The organism is Mycobacterium botniense, assembly GCF_010723305.1.
Taxonomy (GTDB): Bacteria; Actinomycetota; Actinomycetes; order Mycobacteriales; family Mycobacteriaceae; genus Mycobacterium; species Mycobacterium botniense.
Map to the genome: position 1 here is coordinate 627,582 of NZ_BLKW01000002.1, position 17,240 is coordinate 644,821.

18 protein-coding genes and 1 pseudogene are annotated in these 17,240 nt (G+C 68.7%); 11 read left to right on the forward strand and 8 right to left on the reverse strand.

Going from position 1 to position 17,240, the window contains the following annotated elements:
- Positions 1-55 precede the first annotated feature (55 nt).
- The 4 genes from G6N08_RS03230 to G6N08_RS03245 all read right to left on the reverse strand — a co-directional run bounded on the left by G6N08_RS03230 (position 56) and on the right by G6N08_RS03245 (position 4,114).
- Positions 56-559, reverse strand: a complete 504-nt coding sequence (locus G6N08_RS03230) for a DUF3592 domain-containing protein (protein WP_246216591.1) — start codon at positions 557-559, stop codon at positions 56-58.
- Positions 556-2,214, reverse strand: a complete 1,659-nt coding sequence (menD, locus tag G6N08_RS03235) for a 2-succinyl-5-enolpyruvyl-6-hydroxy-3-cyclohexene-1-carboxylic-acid synthase (protein ID WP_163754226.1) — start codon at positions 2,212-2,214, stop codon at positions 556-558. Before menD ends, G6N08_RS03230 begins: the two co-directional genes overlap by 4 nt.
- Positions 2,215-2,278: 64 nt before the next feature.
- The gene (locus tag G6N08_RS03240; RefSeq protein ID WP_163754229.1) at positions 2,279-3,067 is read right to left on the reverse strand and encodes an alpha/beta fold hydrolase; all 789 of its coding nucleotides are present in this window, start codon (positions 3,065-3,067) and stop codon (positions 2,279-2,281) included.
- A gap of 75 nt (positions 3,068-3,142) precedes the next feature.
- Positions 3,143-4,114: an o-succinylbenzoate synthase gene (locus tag G6N08_RS03245; protein ID WP_371868985.1), complete on the reverse strand. Its 972-nt coding sequence runs from the start codon at positions 4,112-4,114 to the stop codon at positions 3,143-3,145.
- 46 nt (positions 4,115-4,160) lie between these two features.
- On the opposite strand from G6N08_RS03245, the gene fadD8 reads away from it, so the two are divergent.
- The 10 genes and pseudogenes from fadD8 to G6N08_RS03295 all read left to right on the forward strand — a co-directional run bounded on the left by fadD8 (position 4,161) and on the right by G6N08_RS03295 (position 12,877).
- Positions 4,161-5,762 (forward strand): fatty-acid--CoA ligase FadD8, encoded by a 1,602-nt coding sequence (gene fadD8 / locus G6N08_RS03250; protein WP_163754235.1) that lies wholly within the window; start codon positions 4,161-4,163, stop codon positions 5,760-5,762.
- Positions 5,763-5,873: 111 nt separating this feature from the next.
- Positions 5,874-6,113, forward strand: a pseudogene (locus G6N08_RS03255) (deazaflavin-dependent nitroreductase); the annotation flags it as partial.
- The gene (locus tag G6N08_RS03260) at positions 6,110-7,012 is read left to right on the forward strand and encodes a 1,4-dihydroxy-2-naphthoyl-CoA synthase (RefSeq protein WP_163754238.1); all 903 of its coding nucleotides are present in this window, start codon (positions 6,110-6,112) and stop codon (positions 7,010-7,012) included. The pseudogene G6N08_RS03255 and the gene G6N08_RS03260, both read left to right, overlap by 4 nt.
- Before the next feature lie 37 nt (positions 7,013-7,049).
- Entirely contained in the window at positions 7,050-7,934 is an 885-nt protein-coding gene (locus G6N08_RS03265) for an SDR family oxidoreductase (RefSeq protein ID WP_163754240.1), read from the forward strand.
- 41 nt (positions 7,935-7,975) lie between these two features.
- Entirely contained in the window at positions 7,976-8,398 is a 423-nt protein-coding gene (locus tag G6N08_RS03270; protein WP_163754244.1) for a VOC family protein, read from the forward strand.
- Between the two features lie 77 nt (positions 8,399-8,475).
- Positions 8,476-9,681, forward strand: coding sequence for an inorganic phosphate transporter (locus tag G6N08_RS03275; RefSeq protein ID WP_163754246.1), 1,206 nt, complete (start codon positions 8,476-8,478; stop codon positions 9,679-9,681).
- Positions 9,678-9,962 (forward strand): hypothetical protein, encoded by a 285-nt coding sequence (locus G6N08_RS03280; protein ID WP_163754249.1) that lies wholly within the window; start codon positions 9,678-9,680, stop codon positions 9,960-9,962. The genes G6N08_RS03275 and G6N08_RS03280 overlap by 4 nt, the downstream gene beginning before the upstream one ends.
- A 70-nt stretch (positions 9,963-10,032) precedes the next feature.
- Positions 10,033-10,332: a DUF3349 domain-containing protein gene (locus G6N08_RS03285; RefSeq protein WP_163756609.1), complete on the forward strand. Its 300-nt coding sequence runs from the start codon at positions 10,033-10,035 to the stop codon at positions 10,330-10,332.
- A 68-nt stretch (positions 10,333-10,400) separates the two neighbouring features.
- The gene (gene menE, locus G6N08_RS03290; protein ID WP_371868986.1) at positions 10,401-11,489 is read left to right on the forward strand and encodes an o-succinylbenzoate--CoA ligase; all 1,089 of its coding nucleotides are present in this window, start codon (positions 10,401-10,403) and stop codon (positions 11,487-11,489) included.
- Positions 11,490-11,524: 35 nt separating this feature from the next.
- Positions 11,525-12,877 carry a hypothetical protein gene (locus G6N08_RS03295; protein WP_163754254.1) on the forward strand — a complete coding sequence of 451 codons (1,353 nt, stop codon included), beginning with the start codon at positions 11,525-11,527 and terminating at the stop codon, positions 12,875-12,877.
- Between the two features lie 21 nt (positions 12,878-12,898).
- Here the strand turns inward: G6N08_RS03295 and G6N08_RS03300 are convergent, their stop codons facing one another.
- The 4 genes from G6N08_RS03300 to G6N08_RS03315 are packed head-to-tail and all read right to left on the reverse strand — an operon-like array spanning position 12,899 to position 16,094.
- Positions 12,899-13,558 carry a TIGR04282 family arsenosugar biosynthesis glycosyltransferase gene (locus G6N08_RS03300; RefSeq protein WP_163754257.1) on the reverse strand — a complete coding sequence of 220 codons (660 nt, stop codon included), beginning with the start codon at positions 13,556-13,558 and terminating at the stop codon, positions 12,899-12,901.
- A complete protein-coding gene (locus G6N08_RS03305) occupies positions 13,555-14,211 on the reverse strand; it encodes a glycosyltransferase family 2 protein (protein ID WP_218033333.1) in 657 nt (218 codons plus the stop codon). The genes G6N08_RS03300 and G6N08_RS03305 overlap by 4 nt, the downstream gene beginning before the upstream one ends.
- 57 nt (positions 14,212-14,268) lie before the next feature.
- On the reverse strand, positions 14,269-15,303 hold the full coding sequence (locus G6N08_RS03310; protein WP_163754260.1) for an NAD-dependent epimerase/dehydratase family protein: 1,035 nt from the start codon (positions 15,301-15,303) through the stop codon (positions 14,269-14,271).
- Positions 15,300-16,094, reverse strand: a complete 795-nt coding sequence (locus tag G6N08_RS03315; protein WP_163754263.1) for an S-methyl-5'-thioadenosine phosphorylase — start codon at positions 16,092-16,094, stop codon at positions 15,300-15,302. Before G6N08_RS03315 ends, G6N08_RS03310 begins: the two co-directional genes overlap by 4 nt.
- A gap of 14 nt (positions 16,095-16,108) precedes the next feature.
- On the opposite strand from G6N08_RS03315, the gene G6N08_RS03320 reads away from it, so the two are divergent.
- Positions 16,109-16,981, forward strand: coding sequence for a 1,4-dihydroxy-2-naphthoate polyprenyltransferase (locus tag G6N08_RS03320; protein WP_163754267.1), 873 nt, complete (start codon positions 16,109-16,111; stop codon positions 16,979-16,981).
- Positions 16,982-17,240: the final 259 nt, after the last annotated feature.

Consider the following 17,240-nt stretch of genomic DNA (forward strand, 5'->3'; position numbering starts at 1 on the left):
TTGCCGACGGGCATACGGCACGCGAAATCTCGGGGCGCGCCCCGCGCAAACCATCTCAGCCGGTGCGGCCCAACCGTTTTTCGATCAGCGCCACGCCCACCAGCACCACCCCGGCGACCAGCCAGCCCACCACCGCGACGGAGCCGGCCGGGATGATCGCCAGTTTGGCGTTGCGGTGCTGCACCCGCACCAGATTGGGGTCGTTTTTGTCGTACTCCACGTAAATGCGCATGCCCGTTGCTAATTCGGACGGATACAACACACCCAGCTCGGGCCGATAGGTGATGCGGTCGGGTGTGACGAACTCGATGGTGGAACGCCGCGGGCCGGCGCTGAGCACCTCGGCCTGCGCGACGCCCATATTGTTTTCGATGGCCAGGTCGTTGCGCCAGGCGCCGGCCACCAACAGCACCGACTGCAGCGTGACCAGACCTGCCGCGATCAGCACGCCGATTCGCACCCACCGCAGGACGCGCCGTGCCCGGGTTTGCGGAGCATTGCCGTCAGACCCGTACACCAGGGTGCGCCAGAAGGCTTTTAGCGCCGTACCCGAATTCATAGCGCAGCCTTGATGGCAGCATGCAGCTGGCGCAGCGAGGACCGGTCTGCTTTGACTTCCAAGACCCGCATCCCGCTAAAGGGTTCGTCGAGGGCGGCGCCCAGTTCCCCGACCTCGATCTGGCGGCTTTCCACATGGTATGCGCGGCACAGTGCGCCCACGTCGACATCGTGCGGGGTGCCGAAAATGCGTGCGGACACATCGGAAAACCGCGGGTCGCCTTGTTCGAGCAGTTCGAAGATTCCCCCGCCGTTGTCGTTGGACACCACAATCGTCAGGTGCGCCGGAACCGGTTCGGTGGGGCCGATCAACAGCCCGGAACTGTCGTGCACGAATGTCAGGTCGCCGATCAGCGCGATGGTGCGCGCCGGAGACGCCGCGGGATTTCCCGTGCGTTCGTGGGCGAGTGCCGCACCGATCGCGGTGGACACGGTGCCGTCGATCCCGGCGACGCCGCGGTTGGAGCGCACCTTGATGCCGTGCGGGTTGAGCCCGACCAGCGCCGCGTCGCGCACCGGGTTGGACGCGCCCAGCACCAGCTGATCACCGGGCCGCAGCGCCTCGGCCACCGCGGCGGCCACGTGCAGGCCGGTGGTCAACGGGTGCGCCTTGAGCTGGCTGCGCACGGCGGCGAGGGCGTGCCGGTGCAGTTCCGCGCACCGGTGCAGCCACGCCGGGTTGGGGGTTCCCGTGGTCACCGCCCGGGTGCCGGTGGCCTGCGAATTGCCTGACACATCCGGCCAGCGCGGCCCGGTGGTCAGCGCATACACCGGCACCGACGGGTCGGCCAGCAGCGCTTCCACCGGGCGGTGCAGGGTGGGCCGGCCCAGCATGATCACCTGCTGCGGGTGCAGCAGCGGCAACACCCAGGGATGCAGCGGGTTTTGCGCCGGCGGCGCGGTGGGCTCGGCGACGGTCGGCAGCCCCGCGAGGGCGGGGTGCACACCGGCGCCGTGCCCGGCGATCACGACGGTGTCGCGGGAGAGGTCGATCTCGAGCGGCTGGTCGAAGCTGACCGGCGGCGTGTAGGTCCACGGCCTGCCGCCCGGCCGGCCCGCCGGGGTGGGAACACCGCCCGGCTCAGGTTCCGGCTCGGGGACCAGCGGCTCTCGCAACGGGATGTCGAAGTGCACCGGGCCGGCGTTGGCGGTGCGCGCACCGGTGGCGGCCACCAACACCCGGCAGGTTGCCGAGCGCCAGGTCGCGTTGAGCGCATCGAGACGCTCGGGGGCGTCTTCGGCCAGACCCAGGCTGATGGTGGCGCGGACCTGGGTGCCGAAATAGCCCAGCTGCTCCATGGTCTGGTTGGCTCCGGTGCCCAGCAGTTCGTAGGGCCGGTTGGCCGATAACACGATCAGCGGCACTCGCGCGTAGTTGGCTTCCACAACGGCAGGACCCAGGTTGGCCACCGCGGTGCCCGATGTCATCGCGACACAGACCGGTGCGCCGGCGCCGATCGCCAGCCCGATGGCCAGATAACCGGCGGTGCGCTCGTCGATACGCACATGCAGCCGGATCCGCCCGGCCCGGTCGGCGTCCTGCAAGGCGAAGGCCAGCGGGGCGTTACGCGACCCGGGGCACAGCACCACATCCCGCACCCCGCCACGGATCAGTTCGTCGACGACGACACGCGCCTGTGTGGTGGACGGGTTCACGTGTACAGCGTGGCACACCCCCGGCGGCGATGCGGGCCGCGGAGCGGCCCGCGGGCGAGTGGTTTCACACCCGCACGTCGGCGAAGAACTGCAGCGCAGCGGTGTTGACAGCTTCCGGCCGCTCCACAAAACCGAGGTGGCCGGCGTCGGGGATCTGCAGGTAGCGCCCATTGGGCAGCGCGTCGGCGACCTCGCGGCTCAGATGCGGCGGGGTGAGCACATCATCGGCGAACCCGATCACCAGCGCCGGCGCGGTGATCGCCCGGTAGGCCAGCAGCCGGTTGGTCCGCGGTGTGACGTCGAGTTGGCAGCGCAGTCCCGGGGTGGATTTGACCGGCCACATGGTGAACATCGCGATCCAGTCGGCGACCGCTGCGTCATCGTTCAAGGTTTTGGGTGAAAAGCTTTCCAGGAGACGCACTTTCGCATGATATGAGTTCGGCAGTTGCACATCCGAGTCGGACAGGTCGACTTCGGCGGTGCGGAAGAACTCGCGAGTGCGGTCCAAACGTCCGCGGGTGGCCATCAGCACGGCGGCGCTGACCAGGTCGGGCCGGGCAAGCATGAGCTCCTGGGCGATGAACGCCCCCATCGACGCCCCGACGATGCGCGCCGGGGCCGCATCCAGGGTTTCGATCAACGCCGCAGTGTCGGTGACCATGGTCTGCGTCGTAAAACCCACCGCGTTTTCGGTGGCCCCCACCCCGCGGTTGTCGAAGGTGATGACGCGGTATCCAGCGGCCAGGAACGCCGGAACCTGATACAGATGCCAGGTGCGTCCCATGCCGCCGCTGCCGGCGATGAAAACAACGGGCTCACCGGTTCCGCGGTCGTCATAAGCCAAGTTGATCACGTGCACGAAGGTACCGGGCCGCAGTCTCGGCTGGCGGACCGGTGTGGGGCCTCGGTTCGGGGTGGCACACCCTGGTCAGCGAGCCAGCAACGGATAGCAGGCTGTGACCCGCTCGATCCACCACCGGCGGCGGTGCGCCGGTGCGGCCAGCTTCTGGAGCCGCCCCGGGTCGGGTGTCACCGGGGCGACCGGCAGATAACCGTCGACCGGGACGCGGGGTTGGGCCACGTCGTCGAGGAATAACCCGCCGGTACCCAGCCCGCAGGCGTGGTGCAGCTCCGGCAGCGCGGCGGCTGCGGCCAGCCCGGCGGCGATTCCGACCGCCGAATCGAGTGCGCTGGAGATTACCACCGGGATATCAATCTGCGCGGCGATCGTCAGCAACGCCGAAATCCCCCCCAGCGGGGCGACTTTCAGCACTGCGATGTCGGCAGCGTGCGCGCGGACCACCTGCAGGGGGTCGGCGGCTTTGCGGATGCTTTCGTCGGCGGCGACCGGGACGTCGACGCGGCGGCGCACTTCGGCGAGCTGCTCGACGCTGCGGCAGGGTTGTTCGAGGTACTCCAGCGGCCCGGTCGCGGTGAGCGCACGCGCGGCCTCGACCGCCTGCGCGACGCTCCAGCCGCCGTTGGCGTCGACCCGGACCGTGCGGATCGACGCGCGCACAGCCTCGACGCGGGCGACATCGTCGGCCAGCCGCTGCCCGGGTTCAGCGACTTTGACCTTGGCGGTGTGCGCGCCCGGGAAACGGGCCAGCACATCGGGCACCTGGGCGGCGGGAACCGCCGGGACCGTGGCGTTGATGGGAATACGGTCGCGTCGGGTCAGGGGCGGCTCGCGGTAGGCCGATTCGATCGCGGAGGCGAGCCACGCCGCGGCCTCGCCCGGCCCGTATTCAAGGAAGGCGCCGAATTCACCCCACCCGGCCGGGCCCTCGATCAGGGCCAGCTCCCGCGTGGTGATACCGCGGAAGCGCAGCCGCATCGGCAACGCCACGATGTGCAGCCGGTCCAGAATGTCGTCGAGCGGGGGTATCACCGCGGGAATGCGGATCCGCTGGGCTCTTTCTGCAACACGTTCTAATCTTGCCTGCATGAATGACGAGCTGCTGCGTAACCCCACCCACAACGGTCACCTGCTGGTCGGCGCGCTCAAGCGCCACCGCGACAAGCCGGTGCTGTTCCTCGGCGAGACCACGCTGACCGGCGGCCAGCTGGCCGACAAGATCAGCCAGTACATCCAGGCGTTCGAGGCGCTGGGTGCGGGTACCGGCGCGTCGGTGGGCCTGCTCTCGCTCAACCGTCCCGAGGTTTTGATGATCATCGGCGCCGGGCAGACGCAGGGCTACCGGCGCACCGCGCTTCATCCGCTCGGCTCACTCGACGACCATGCCTACGTGCTGTCCGACGCCGGGATCAGCTCGCTGATCATCGATCCCAACCCGATGTTCGTCGAGCGCGCGCTGCGGCTGCTGGAGCGGGTGGACTCGCTCAAGCAGATCCTGACCATCGGCCCGGTGCCCGCGGAGCTCAAACACGTGGCCACAGACCTGTCGGCCGAGGCCGACAAGTACCAGCCGAAGCCGATCGTGCCCGCCGAGCTGGCCCCCGACCACATTGTCGGGCTGACCTATACCGGTGGCACCACCGGCAAACCCAAAGGCGTCATCGGCACCGCCCAGTGCATCTCCACCATGACCATGATCCAGCTCGCGGAATGGGAATGGCCGGAGCGGCCGCGGTTTTTGATGATCACGCCGCTCTCGCATGCCGGGGCGGCGTATTTCCTGCCGACGTTGGTCAAGGGCGGGGAGATGTACGTGCTGCCCCGGTTCGATCCCGCTGAAGTGCTGAAAACAATTGAGGAAAAACGGATCACGGCAACGTTTGTGGTGCCGTCGATGCTGTACGCGCTGTTGGATCACCCCGATTCGCACACCCGCGACCTGTCCTCGCTGGAGACCGTCTACTACGGGGCTTCCGCGATCAACCCGGTGCGCCTGAGCGAGGCGATCCAGCGGTTCGGCAAGATCTTCGCGCAGAACTACGGGCAGTCCGAGGCGCCGATGGCCATCTCCTACCTGGCCAAAGGTGATCACGACGACAAGCGGTTGACGTCGTGCGGGCGCCCGACGCTGTTCTGCCGCACCGCGCTGCTCGGCACCGACGGTAAGCCGGTGCCGCAAGGCGAGGTGGGTGAAATCTGTGTCAGCGGACCACTTTTGGCCGGCGGCTACTGGAATTTGCCGGAGGAGACGTCGCAGACTTTTAAAGACGGCTGGCTGCACACCGGTGATCTGGCCCGCGAGGACGAGGACGGTTTCTACTACATCGTCGACCGGGTCAAGGACATGATCGTCACCGGCGGGTTCAACGTGTTCCCCCGCGAGGTCGAAGACGTCGTCGCCGAGCACCCGGCCGTCGCGCAGGTGTGTGTGGTCGGGGCACCCGACGAGAAGTGGGGCGAGGCGGTGACCGCGGTGGTGGTGCTGCGCCCCGACGCGCCCCGCGACGACGCTGCGATCGCCGCCATGACCGCCGAGATCCAGGCCGCGGTCAAGGAACGCAAGGGCTCGGTGCAGTCGCCCAAGCGGGTCGTGGTCGTCGACTCGCTGCCGGTGACCGGGCTGGGCAAACCGGACAAGAAGGCCGTGCGCGCCCGGTTCTGGGAGGGTGCCGAGCGGGCCGTCGGCTAGCCGGGCGGCGCGAGTAGACGCAAGAGGACCCGAAACGGCGGGTTTTGGGGTGCGTTCGCGTCTGCCCGGCGGGAGGGCGGGCGGCAAGGGTAGCGTCACAGCCGTGTCCGACAATCAGCGCATCAGGCCGCCGTGACCCGCGGGCGACGTTCTGAGCGGGTGCGGATTGCGGAGTTGTCCGCCGACGAGGCGCGTCCGCTGCTACGGGCATGGCCCAGCCAGGTCCCGACCGGTGTGGGCTTCATGAAGCGCTCCGGCCTGGTCAAGGATGGCCGTCCGGAAGAATTCGAGGCATTGGCCGGGCGCTGCGCGGTGTTCCTCCTGGAGCCGTTGGGAGACGAAAAGTATTGACCGCCAACCCATTTAACCCAGACATTTGGCGGCCCGTCGACGGGTTCGCCGACCTGACCGATATCACCTATCACCGCCACGTCACCGACCCCACGGTGCGGGTGGCGTTCAACCGGCCCGAGGTACGCAACGCGTTCCGCCCGCACACCGTCGACGAGCTCTACCGCGCACTCGACCACGCGCGCATGTCCACCGATATCGGCGTGGTGTTGCTGACCGGAAACGGGCCCTCGCCGAAAGACGGCGGCTGGGCGTTCTGCTCCGGGGGCGATCAGCGCATCCGCGGGCGCACCGGTTATCAGTACGCCTCCGGGGAAACCGCCGACACCGTCGACCCGGCGCGCGTCGGCCGGCTGCACATCCTGGAGGTGCAGCGGCTGATCCGGTTCATGCCCAAGGTGGTCATCTGCCTGGTCAACGGGTGGGCGGCCGGCGGCGGGCACAGCCTGCACGTGGTGTGCGACCTCACCCTGGCCAGCCGCGAGCACGCCCGCTTCAAGCAGACCGACGCCGATGTCGGAAGTTTCGACGGAGGCTACGGGTCGGCATATTTGGCGCGGCAGGTGGGCCAGAAGTTCGCCCGCGAAATCTTCTTCCTGGGCCGGCCGTATACCGCGGAAGAGATGCACCGCATGGGGGCGGTCAACGCCGTCGTCGACCACGCCGAGCTGGAGACCGCGGGCCTACAGTGGGCAGCGGCCATCAACGCCAAATCACCGCAGGCACAACGGATGTTGAAGTATGCGTTCAACCTGCTCGACGACGGCCTGGTGGGCCAGCAGCTGTTCGCCGGGGAGGCCACCCGGCTGGCGTACATGACCGACGAGGCCGTCGAGGGCCGCGACGCGTTCCTGCAAAAACGCGCCCCCGACTGGAGCCGGTTCCCGCGCTACTTCTGAGGGGCGGCAGCACGGCCACCCTCTACACTCGCCAGCTGTGAGCAAAAGCCCTCTTCGCCGGTTCGCCGAGCAGATCGCCCTGGCCGGCATGCGGCCTCCGGTGGCGCCGCAGCTGCTGCTTCACCGGCCCGCGGCCAAACCCGTGAACCTGGCGGGCAAACGCGTCCTGCTCACCGGGGCCTCATCGGGTATCGGGGAGGCGGCCGCTGAACGGTTCGCCGAGCAGGGCACCACCGTCGTCGCCGTCGCCCGTCGTCAAGACCTCTTGGATGCGGTGGTGCAGCGGATCAGCAGGGCAGGCGGCACGGCGCTGGCGATCCCGTGCGATCTGTCGGATCTGGATGCGGTCGACGCCCTGGTCGCCGATGTGGAGCGACGCCTGGGCGGGGTGGACATCCTGGTCAACAACGCCGGCCGCTCGATCCGGCGGCCACTGGCCGAGTCGCTGCAGCGCTGGCACGACGTCGAGCGCACCATGGTGCTCAACTACTACGCCCCGCTGCGGCTCATCCGCGGCATCGCGCCCGGAATGCTTGAGCGCGGCGACGGCCACATCATCAATGTCGCCACCTGGGGTGTGCTCAGTGAGGCGTCGCCGTTGTTCTCGGTGTACAACGCCTCCAAAGCAGCGTTGTCCGCGGTCAGCCGGGTTATCGAAACAGAGTGGGGCACAAAGGGAGTGCATTCGACAACGCTGTACTATCCGCTGGTGGCCACCCCGATGATCGCCCCGACCAAAGCCTACGACGGGATGCCCGCGTTGACGGCCCGCGAGGCCGCCGACTGGATGGTCACAGCCGCCCGCAGCCGGCCGGTGCGGATCGCGCCGCGGGTCGCGGTGGCGGTCAACGCCCTCGACAGCGTCGGCCCCAGGTGGGTCAACGCGCTGATGCAGCGGCGCAGCAGTAAGCTCAGCAGCTGAGGGGCTTCGACGCCCGAGCGCCCCGTGATAGACACGAGGGTATGGAAATCCTGGCCAGCCGGATGCTTTTGCGCCCGACAGACTATCAGCGCTCACTCAGCTTCTATCGCGACCAGATCCGGTTGGCGATCGCGCGCGAATACGGCAAGGGCACAGTGTTTTTCGCGGGGCAGTCGCTTCTGGAGTTAGCCGGTTACAGTGCACCGGACCACTCGCACGGGCCGTTTCCCGGTGCGCTGTGGCTGCAGGTGCGTGATCTGCGCGCCACCCAGGCCGAACTGGAAAGCCGGGGGGTGTCCATCGCCCGCGAGGCCCGTCGTGAACCGTGGGGCCTGCATGAGATGCACGTGACCGATCCCGACGGGCTGACGCTGATCTTCGTCGAGGTGCCGCGAGACCACCCGCTGCGCCGCGACCTGCGCAAAGCAGATGACATGCCAAGTGAACCGCAGTCGAACAGCTAGCGACAAGGCCGGCCAAACCCGGGTTTCCCCGTGCGATCGTTAGACAATACCCAAGCCCCGCAACGAGAATTGCCGCCGTGACCCTTCAGTTGTTCCTCCTCATCATCGTGGTGATCACCGCGCTTGCCTTCGACTTCACCAACGGTTTCCACGACACCGCCAACGCGATGGCCACCTCCATCGCCAGCGGCGCGCTCAGCCCCCGGTCCGCGGTGACACTCTCGGCAGCACTGAACCTGCTGGGTGCCTTCCTGTCCACGACGATCGCGGCGACCATCGCCAAAGACCTGGTCAACGGGCACCTGGTGACGCTGGAACTGGTGTTCGCCGGGCTGGTCGGAGGGATCGTCTGGAATCTGCTGACCTGGTTAGGGGGTATCCCCTCCAGTTCCTCGCACGCGCTGATCGGCGGTGTTGTCGGCGCCATGATCGCAGCGGTGGGCGGGCACGGGGTGATCTGGAGCGGGCTGGTGTCTAAGGTGATCGTGCCCGCCGGGGTGTCGGTGCTGACCGCCATCCTGATCGGCGGTATCGGCACCTGGCTGGTGTACCGATTCAGCCGCGGGATCCCCGAGAAACGCACCGAACAAGGCTTCCGGCGGGGCCAGATCGGCTCGTCCGCGCTGGTTTCCCTGGCCCACGGCACCAACGACGCGCAAAAGACCATGGGTATCATTTTCATGGCGCTGATCTCTTATGGCGCAGTCAGCAAAACCGCCACCTTGCCGCCGCTGTGGGTGATCGTGTGCTGCGCGCTGGCTATGGCAGCGGGCACCTATGCCGGCGGCTGGCGGATCATTCGCACCCTGGGAAAGGGCCTGGTCGAGATCAAACCGCCGCAGGGCATGGCCGCCGAATCATCGTCGGCTGCAGTGATTTTGCTTTCCGCGCACTTCGGCTATGCGCTGTCCACCACGCAGGTCGTGACCGGATCCGTGCTGGGCAGCGGGGTGGGCAAGCCCGGCGCTCAGGTGCGCTGGGGGGTAGGTGGGCGGATGGCGACCGCCTGGCTGTTCACGCTCCCGCTGGCCGGGTTGGTTGGCGCGCTCACCTACGTGGTGGTCCATACCCTCGGCGGCTACCTGGGTGCGCTCATCGGCTTCGCCCTGCTGGTGGCGACATCGCTGGCCATCTGGCTGCAATCCCGCACAACGCGCATCGACCACACCAACGTCAACGCCGACTGGGAAGGCAGCCTGACCGCCGGACTCGAGCCGACGGTCACCGCTCCCGGTATCACCGCCCAGCCCGCCGATGAGAGCCCCACTATCGCGGCCCCATGAGCACCTGGTTCAACTACACCGCGACATTGAAGATCCTCGTCTTCGGTGTGCTGGTCGGTGCCCTGCTGCCGGCGCTGTTCGCGCTTGGGGTCCGGTTGCATGCCGCCGGTAGCGGCGTGGCCGGCGATGACACCGCCCGCAAACGGCCGGCGCTCACGGTGCTCAGCTGGGCCATCTTCGGGCTGGTGCTGGTGGCAGTGGTCTTCGGTGTGCTGTTCATCGCCCGCGATTTCATCGCGCACCACACCGGCTGGTTCATCCTCGGCACCAAGGCCCACTAGCGGCACACTAGCATCGCATCAGCAGCACCTACTGACGATGACCGCAGCTCCGCGGGGAAGTCGAGCCAGCGTGAACCGATTCCTCAACTCGGTTGTGGCGTGGTTGCGCGCGGGTTATCCCGAGGGTGTTCCGCCGACCGACTACATCCCCCTGCTCGCGCTGCTGGCTCGCCGGCTGACCAACGACGAGGTCAAAGCGGTAGCCCACGAACTGATGCAGCGAGCCGACGTCGATGATATCGACATCGGCGTGCTGATCACCCAGTTCACCGATGAACTGCCGTCACCGGAGGATGTCGAGAGAGTGCGAGAACGATTGGCCGCCAAGGGTTGGCCCCCTGACGACCGCGACAGCGAGGACTCCACATAGCCGTTTTAGGCGCGCTTGCCGTCCCGCCGGGTTCCGCCGCGCGGGTGCTGCTGCCCGCCCTGGAACGAATCCTGGCCGGCCGGGATCCCGGGGTCGTCCTCGTGCCGGGCCACGACGATCGCCGATCCGCTTTGCTGACCAGCACGTTGCGGGTGGGTGAGCCGATCGACGACGAGATCGCCTTGGTGGTGGCCACCTCGGGAACCACCGGGACCCCCAAGGGAGCGCAGCTGAGCGCCGCGGCGCTGACCGCCAGCGCGACGGCCACCCACACCCGGCTCGGCGGGCCGGGCGGTTGGCTGCTGGCGCTGCCGCCGTATCACATCGCCGGTGCCCAGGTGCTGGTGCGAAGCGTGCTGGCCGGCACCGCCCCGGTCGAGCTTGACGTGACGAAAGGGTTCGACATCACTGAATTACCTTCAGCGATAAGGAAGCTGGGTTCCGGTAGGCGGTACGCATCGCTGGTGGCCGCCCAGCTGGCCAAGGCGCTGACTGATCCCGCGGCGACGGCCGCGCTGGGTGAATTGGACGCCGTGCTGATCGGCGGGGGACCAGCCCCGCGCCCGGTGCTGGAGGCCGCCGCGGCCGTGGGCATCCGCGTGGTGCACACGTACGGGATGAGCGAAACCGCAGGCGGTTGCGTCTACGACGGGATCCCGCTCGAGGGAGTGCGGCTCCGCATCGAATCCGGTGACCGAATCGTGATCGGGGGCCCAACCCTGGCCCGGGGCTACCGCAACCCGGTGCACCCCGACCCGTTCGCCGAACCGGGCTGGTTTTACACCGACGACCTCGGCAGCGTCGACGCCTCCGGGCAGCTGACCGTGCTGGGGCGCGCCGACGAGGCGATCAGCACCGGCGGGCTGACGGTGCTCCCACACCCGGTCGAGGCCGCGCTGTCCACCCATCCTGCGGTCGCCGACTGTGCGGTCTTCGGGGTCGCCGACGAGCGGCTGGGCCAGCGGGTCGTGGCTGCGGTGGTGCCCCGCGACGGGTGCCGCCCGCCGACACTGGAGATGCTGCGGGCACACGTCGGGCGCACCCTGGACGCCACCGCCGCGCCGCGTGAGCTGCACATCGTCGACTCGCTTCCCCGGCGCGGTATCGGCAAGCTGGACCGTGACGCGTTGGGGCGCCGCTTCGGCGCCCACACCTGAGACCGTGGCGTTCGGCCACCAATACGCTGGCCGTCGTGAAAGTCGGCCGCCACGAGACCATCGCGGTCGCAACCGGGTTGGTGCTGGTCGCGGCCGCGTTCATCCTGCCCCGCCTGCGGTGGGGTGTCCCGCCGCTGCGCAACTCCGCACCCGAGCGCTTCGCCACGCACGCCGGCTCCGCGCCGATCTTCGGCTGGTGGGAAGTCCACGCCGGCTGGGGCACCGGCCCGGCGATTCTTATCGCGCTGGCCGCGGTGGTGTGGGGGCCGCCCATCGCCGCACGGCTTTCCTGGCGCACCTTGACGCTGCTCACCTGGGCGACCAGCTGCGCGTGGGCGTTTTCGCTGGCGATGATCGACGGCTGGCAGCGCGGCTTCGCCGGCCGGTTGACCACCAAAGACGAGTACCTGGGGCAGGTGCCGAGCATCACCGACATTCCCGACGCCGTGCGCACATTTTCCAGCCGTATTCGCGACTTCCAGCCCAATTCCTGGGTCACCCATGTGTCCGGCCACCCGCCTGGGGCGCTGCTGACATTTGTGTGGCTGGACCGGTTGGGCCTGCGCGGCGGCGCCTGGGCCGGGCTGCTGTGCCTGGTTGTCGGCTCGAGCGCGGCGGCGGCGGTCGTGATCACCGTGCGGGCGATAGCCGGGGCAGCGATGGCGCGGCGGGCGGCGCCGTTCGTCGCGGTGGCCCCGACGGCGATCTGGGTGGCGGTGTCGGCCGACGGCTATTTCGCCGGAGTCGCGGCCTGGGGTATCGCACTGCTGGCGGTGGCGGTGCACCGTGCGGTCCGCGTCCCAGCGCTGATAGCGGCCGCCGCGGGCCTGCTGCTGGGTTGGGCGGTCTTTCTCAACTACGGCCTGGTCCTGCTGGCCCCGTTAGCGTTGGCGATCCTGGTGTGCGCCCCTGACTGGCGGCCGGCTCTGCGGGCGGTGGGTCCGGCCACCCTGGCCGCAGCAGCGGTGGCAGCGGCGTTCGCCGCTGCCGGATTCTGGTGGTTCGACGGCTACACCCTTGTGCAACAACGCTATTGGCAGGGAATCGCCAGCGACAGGCCGTTTCAATACTGGGGTTGGGCCAATGTGGCAGCGGTCGTGTGCGCGATCGGGCTGGGCAGTGTCGCGGGCGTGGGCCGGCTATTCGACCTGTCTGCCATCCGCCGCCGCTCCGGTCTGCACCTGCTGCTCGTAGCGGTGCTGGGCGCCATTGCGTTGGCTGACTTGAGCTTGCTCAGCAAGGCTGAGACCGAACGAATCTGGTTGCCGTTCACCATCTGGCTGACAGCGGCGCCCGCGCTGCTCCCCCTACGCTCACACCGACTCTGGCTGGCGCTCAACACCGCCGGCGCGGTGCTGCTCAACAGCATCATCGTGACGAATTGGTAGCCGGGCGGCCGGTGTTCGGTCTCACAGTCCGGCCGCGCGGGCGGCTTGGGCGAAGCGGCTCGCGCCATCGCAGGCGTCACGTACTGCGCCGATATCGGCAACGACATCAAAGTCGGCCAGTTCCGGGGCAAAGGAGACCTCGATACCGTTGCTGCGCAACGCTTTTAACGTAAGCTCCCCGGTGTCGGGCTGCGACATCGGGACAGTGCGCAGGCATTCGGCCATCGTCGGGGCGCGCACGCCCAGCACCCACCAGCCCCCGTCGCGGGCGAACCCGAGCACGGCGGGGGCCGCGCGCAGCTGGCGTGCGCAATCCGCCAGCAGGTCGGCGGTGACCTGCGGTGTGTCCATCCCGATCTGCAGCACCGGATAGCCGTCGGCCGCGTCGGCGTGCGCATTGGCGAGCCGGTCGGCGAAGTCGGTGCCGCGTTGACCGATCACCGTGAAGGACTCGAGCCGCCGACGGATCTCGCCGGCGTTGACGGCCGCGGCCAGTTCTCCCGTGAGCGCCACCACCCGCGTGCTCACGGGGGCGGCGGCCACGGCGTCAAGGGTGTCAAGTAGCGCGGCTGCGGCGATCTCGGCGGCGATCCGGTCTCCGACGGTCGCGGCCAATCTGGTTTTGGCGCGCCCGGGCACCGGTGCTTTAGCCACCACCAGCACCGTCACCGGCAGGTTCACGACATCGCCTTCCAGAAGTCCACGATCGCGACGATGCTGCCGCGCAGCGACCCGCTGACCTTGGACTTGCCCCCGATGCGAGGTCCGTATGCAACGTCGAGTTCGACAACACGCCAGCCGGCCGCGGCAGCACGCACCAGCAGCTCCAGGGGATAGCCCGATCTGCGGTCGGTGACACCGAGATCCAGGAGGGCGTCGCGGTGGGCCACCCGCATGGGCGCGATGTCGTGCACCGGCAGGCCGTAGCGGCTCCGGAGCCGCCAGCTCATCACTGCGGTGCCCAGCCGGGCCACCCCCGGCCAGCGCACCCCGGGCAGCGGGCGCCGCCGGCCGATCACCAGATCGGCGCCGCGGTGAAGTTCGGCCACCAGGCGGGGCAGGTCACCGGCATCCAGTGACCCGTCGGCGTCGATGACCGCCACGATCGGCGTGGTCGCCGCCCGCACTCCGGCATGCACGGCCGCGCCGTACCCGGGCCGCGGTTCGGTCACCACCGTCGCCCCGTGGCGGCGCGCCACCTCGGCGGTGCCGTCGGTGCTGTTGTTGTCCACCACCAGCGCCTGATATCCCGGCGGGATGGCTGCCAGCACCGCCGGCAGCGGCTCCGCCTCGTTAAGACACGGCAACACGACAGTGACCGTATTGTCGGGCATATCACCCGACATTAGACGTTCCGCTGCCCGGGCACTATCAGCGCCCACGCCGCCGTGCTATCCGCGCAGCGGCGCGAACGCGAAGTCGCGCAACCCGTCCCGCGGCCCCACCGCAGCGCGGAAACCCAGGACAGTGGCGGCGCGCCCGGGATCGGCGACGATGTGGCGCACATCGCCGCTGCGATACTGCCCGGTGATGACGGGTGACAGCGTGACCTCCGCCGCGTCGCAGAGGGCGGTGGCAACCTCCAGGATCGAGATCGGTTGCCCAGAGCAGATGTTGAACGCGCTGAAGCCCTCGATGTCGGCCGCCGCTGCCGCGAGGTTGGCCGCGGCGACGTCGCCAACGTGGACGAAATCGCGCATCTGCCCGCCGTCTTCGAAAACCCTTGGTGACTGGCCTTTTTCGATTGCTGAGCGGAAAATGGCGGCCACTCCGGAGTAGGGGGTGTCGCGTGGCATCCCGGGGCCGTAGACGTTGTGGTAACGCAACGCCACCACCGAGCCGCCGGTGGCTTCCGCCCACGCCAGCGCGTAATGTTCCTGCGCGGTCTTGCTGGCCGCGTACAGGCTGCGGGGTCGCAGCGGGGTGTCCTCGTCGACCAACCGCCACCGCACCTCATGCCCGCAGACCGGGCAATGGTGCTCAAAAACACCGGCGTCGAGATCCTGGCGGCGGCGCGGCGCCGGGTCGACGGGGCCGTGCTCGGGGCACTGGTAGCGGCCCTGCCCGTAGACCACCATCGACGACGCCAGCACCAGGCGCCGCACCCCGGCGGCGAACATTTGCGCCAGCAGTACCGAGGTGGCGAAATCATTGTGGCCGCCGTAGGCGGGTGCGTCTGCGGCGTCCACACCCGCGCCCACCATGGCGGCCTGGTGGCACACCAGGTCCACACCAGCCAACAGCGGCGCGAGCGCATCGGCATCGCGGATGTCGAGGCGTCGACAGCCCGCCGGCGCCACCGGGTTTTCGCCATGCGCCACCGGAAGCAGGGCGTCGACGCCGATGACCTCATGCCCCGCGCCTTGCAGTGCCGCGCCCACGTGGGCCCCGATGAAGCCGGCGGCGCCGGTCAGCAGCACTCTCACGGCACGGTGAACGGCAGCTCAACGCCGCTGTGCGACAGACACTGCGTGCAGCTGTGCTGGACGGGGAGCCGCTCGATCGCGGTGCGAACGAGTTTTTTGAACGGTTCGATGTTCTTGCCGAATTCGGTGAACACGTCCACCGCTTTCACCCCGGCCCCAGCCGTCGCACCGGCGTCCAGATCCGTGACCAAAGCGATTGGTGTATAACACATTTCGAGTTCTCGCGCAAGGACAGCCTCGGGGTAGCCTGTCATGTTGATCACAGTGAACCCGGCAGAGGCGAACCACTGGCTTTCCGCGCGGGTGGAAAACCGCGGGCCTTGGACCACCACCAGAGTGCCGCCGTCGACCACGCCCGGCAGGCCGGTGACCGCGGCCCGCAACGTCGGGCAGTACGGGTCGGCGAAACTGACGTGGGCCCCGCCCGAGTCGTAATAGGTATCGGCGCGGCCGTGGGTGCGGTCGACCAGCTGGTCGGGCACCACGATCGTGCCCGGGCCGATCCGCGGAGTCAGGCTGCCCACCGTGCAGGGGGCGAAAACCCGGCGCACTCCCAGCGCGCGCAGCGCCCACATATTGGCTCGGTAGGGCACCAGATGCGCCGGGTATTGATGGTTCGCCCCGTGCCGGGGCACAAAGGCGACTTCGTGATCGCCGACGGCGCCCACCGTGATCGGGGCGCTGGGCCGACCGAACGGGGTGTCCAGGTCGATGCTGCGAGCACCGGTATCGAAGAAGGTGTAGAAGCCACTGCCACCGACCACTGCAATCACCTGCTCATTGTCCGCCATGCGAGGATCGCAGCGTGGCCAGCTTGGCGCAGTGGATCGAGGGCGCGCGCCCGCGAACACTGCCGAACGCGGTAGCCCCGGTGATCGCCGGCACCGGGGCAGCCGCCCGGCTGCACGCGGCGGTGTGGTGGAAGGCGCTGCTGGCGCTCGCTGTCGCGGTGGCGCTTGTCATCGGAGTCAATTTCGCCAACGATTACTCCGACGGTATCCGCGGCACCGACGATAACCGGGCCGGGCCGTTGCGGCTGGTCGGCTCACGCCTGGCGACCCCGCGCGCGGTGCTGGCCGCGGCGCTGATCAGCCTGACGGTGGGCGCGGTGGCCGGGCTGGCGCTGGCGTTGTGCAGCGCACCGTGGCTGCTTCTGGTCGGCGTGATCTGCATCGCCGGGGCCTGGCTGTACACCGGGGGTTCAAAACCTTACGGATACGCCGGATTCGGCGAGGCTGCGGTGTTCGTGTTCTTCGGGTTGATTGCCGTGCTCGGCACCCAATACACCCAGGCGTTGCGGGTCGACGGGGTGGGCGTTTTGACGGCTGTGGCCGCAGGCGCCCTGTCGGCGGCGGTGCTGGTGGCCAATAACCTGCGCGATATCCCCACCGACGCGCAGACCGGCAAACTCACCCTGGCCGTACGGTTGGGCGACACCGGCACGCGGGCATTGTTTCAGGGTTTGCTGACACTCGCCGCGGCACTGACCCTGGTGCTGATGCTGGCAACACCCTGGTGCGCAGCAGGGCTGCTGGCCGCGCCGTGGGCGCTGCGTGCCGTGCGGCCGGTGCGGTCCGGTCGCAGCGGGGGTGAGCTGATCCCGGTGCTGCGCGACACCGGGCTGGCGATGCTGGTCTGGTCGATCGCCGTGGCGGCGGCATTGGCGTTCGCCGGCTAAAATCCGGGCCCACATCCCTACGCAGCGTATGCACCGGCTGGGGCAGGTGCCGAAGATCACACACCGGAATCGAACCGCCCCCCCGGTGAATTGCGGGAGCGGCCGCGTCGGGCCACCACGAGCGTATGATCGTCAGAGTGATCCGCTGAGGCGAGTCATCAGACGAAACGCCCACCGCATTTTCGCTGCCGATCACTCGGGCAGATCCCGGACACGCATTCGTCTTGGGAGCTCACAACGTCGGGCGCTCTACCCAATC

What these genes read in the sequence shown, in the direction of transcription:
- G6N08_RS03230 (WP_246216591.1), bottom strand. Translation starts at nt 559, where the DNA reads ATGAATTCGGGTACGGCGCTAAAAGCCTTCTGGCGCACCCTGGTGTAC.
- G6N08_RS03315 (WP_163754263.1), bottom strand. Translation starts at nt 16,094, where the DNA reads ATGGCGGACAATGAGCAGGTGATTGCAGTGGTCGGTGGCAGTGGCTTC.
- fadD8 (WP_163754235.1), top strand. Translation starts at nt 4,161, where the DNA reads ATGAATGACGAGCTGCTGCGTAACCCCACCCACAACGGTCACCTGCTG.
- G6N08_RS03270 (WP_163754244.1), top strand. Translation starts at nt 7,976, where the DNA reads ATGGAAATCCTGGCCAGCCGGATGCTTTTGCGCCCGACAGACTATCAG.
- G6N08_RS03305 (WP_218033333.1), bottom strand. Translation starts at nt 14,211, where the DNA reads ATGCCCGACAATACGGTCACTGTCGTGTTGCCGTGTCTTAACGAGGCG.
- G6N08_RS03280 (WP_163754249.1), top strand. Translation starts at nt 9,678, where the DNA reads ATGAGCACCTGGTTCAACTACACCGCGACATTGAAGATCCTCGTCTTC.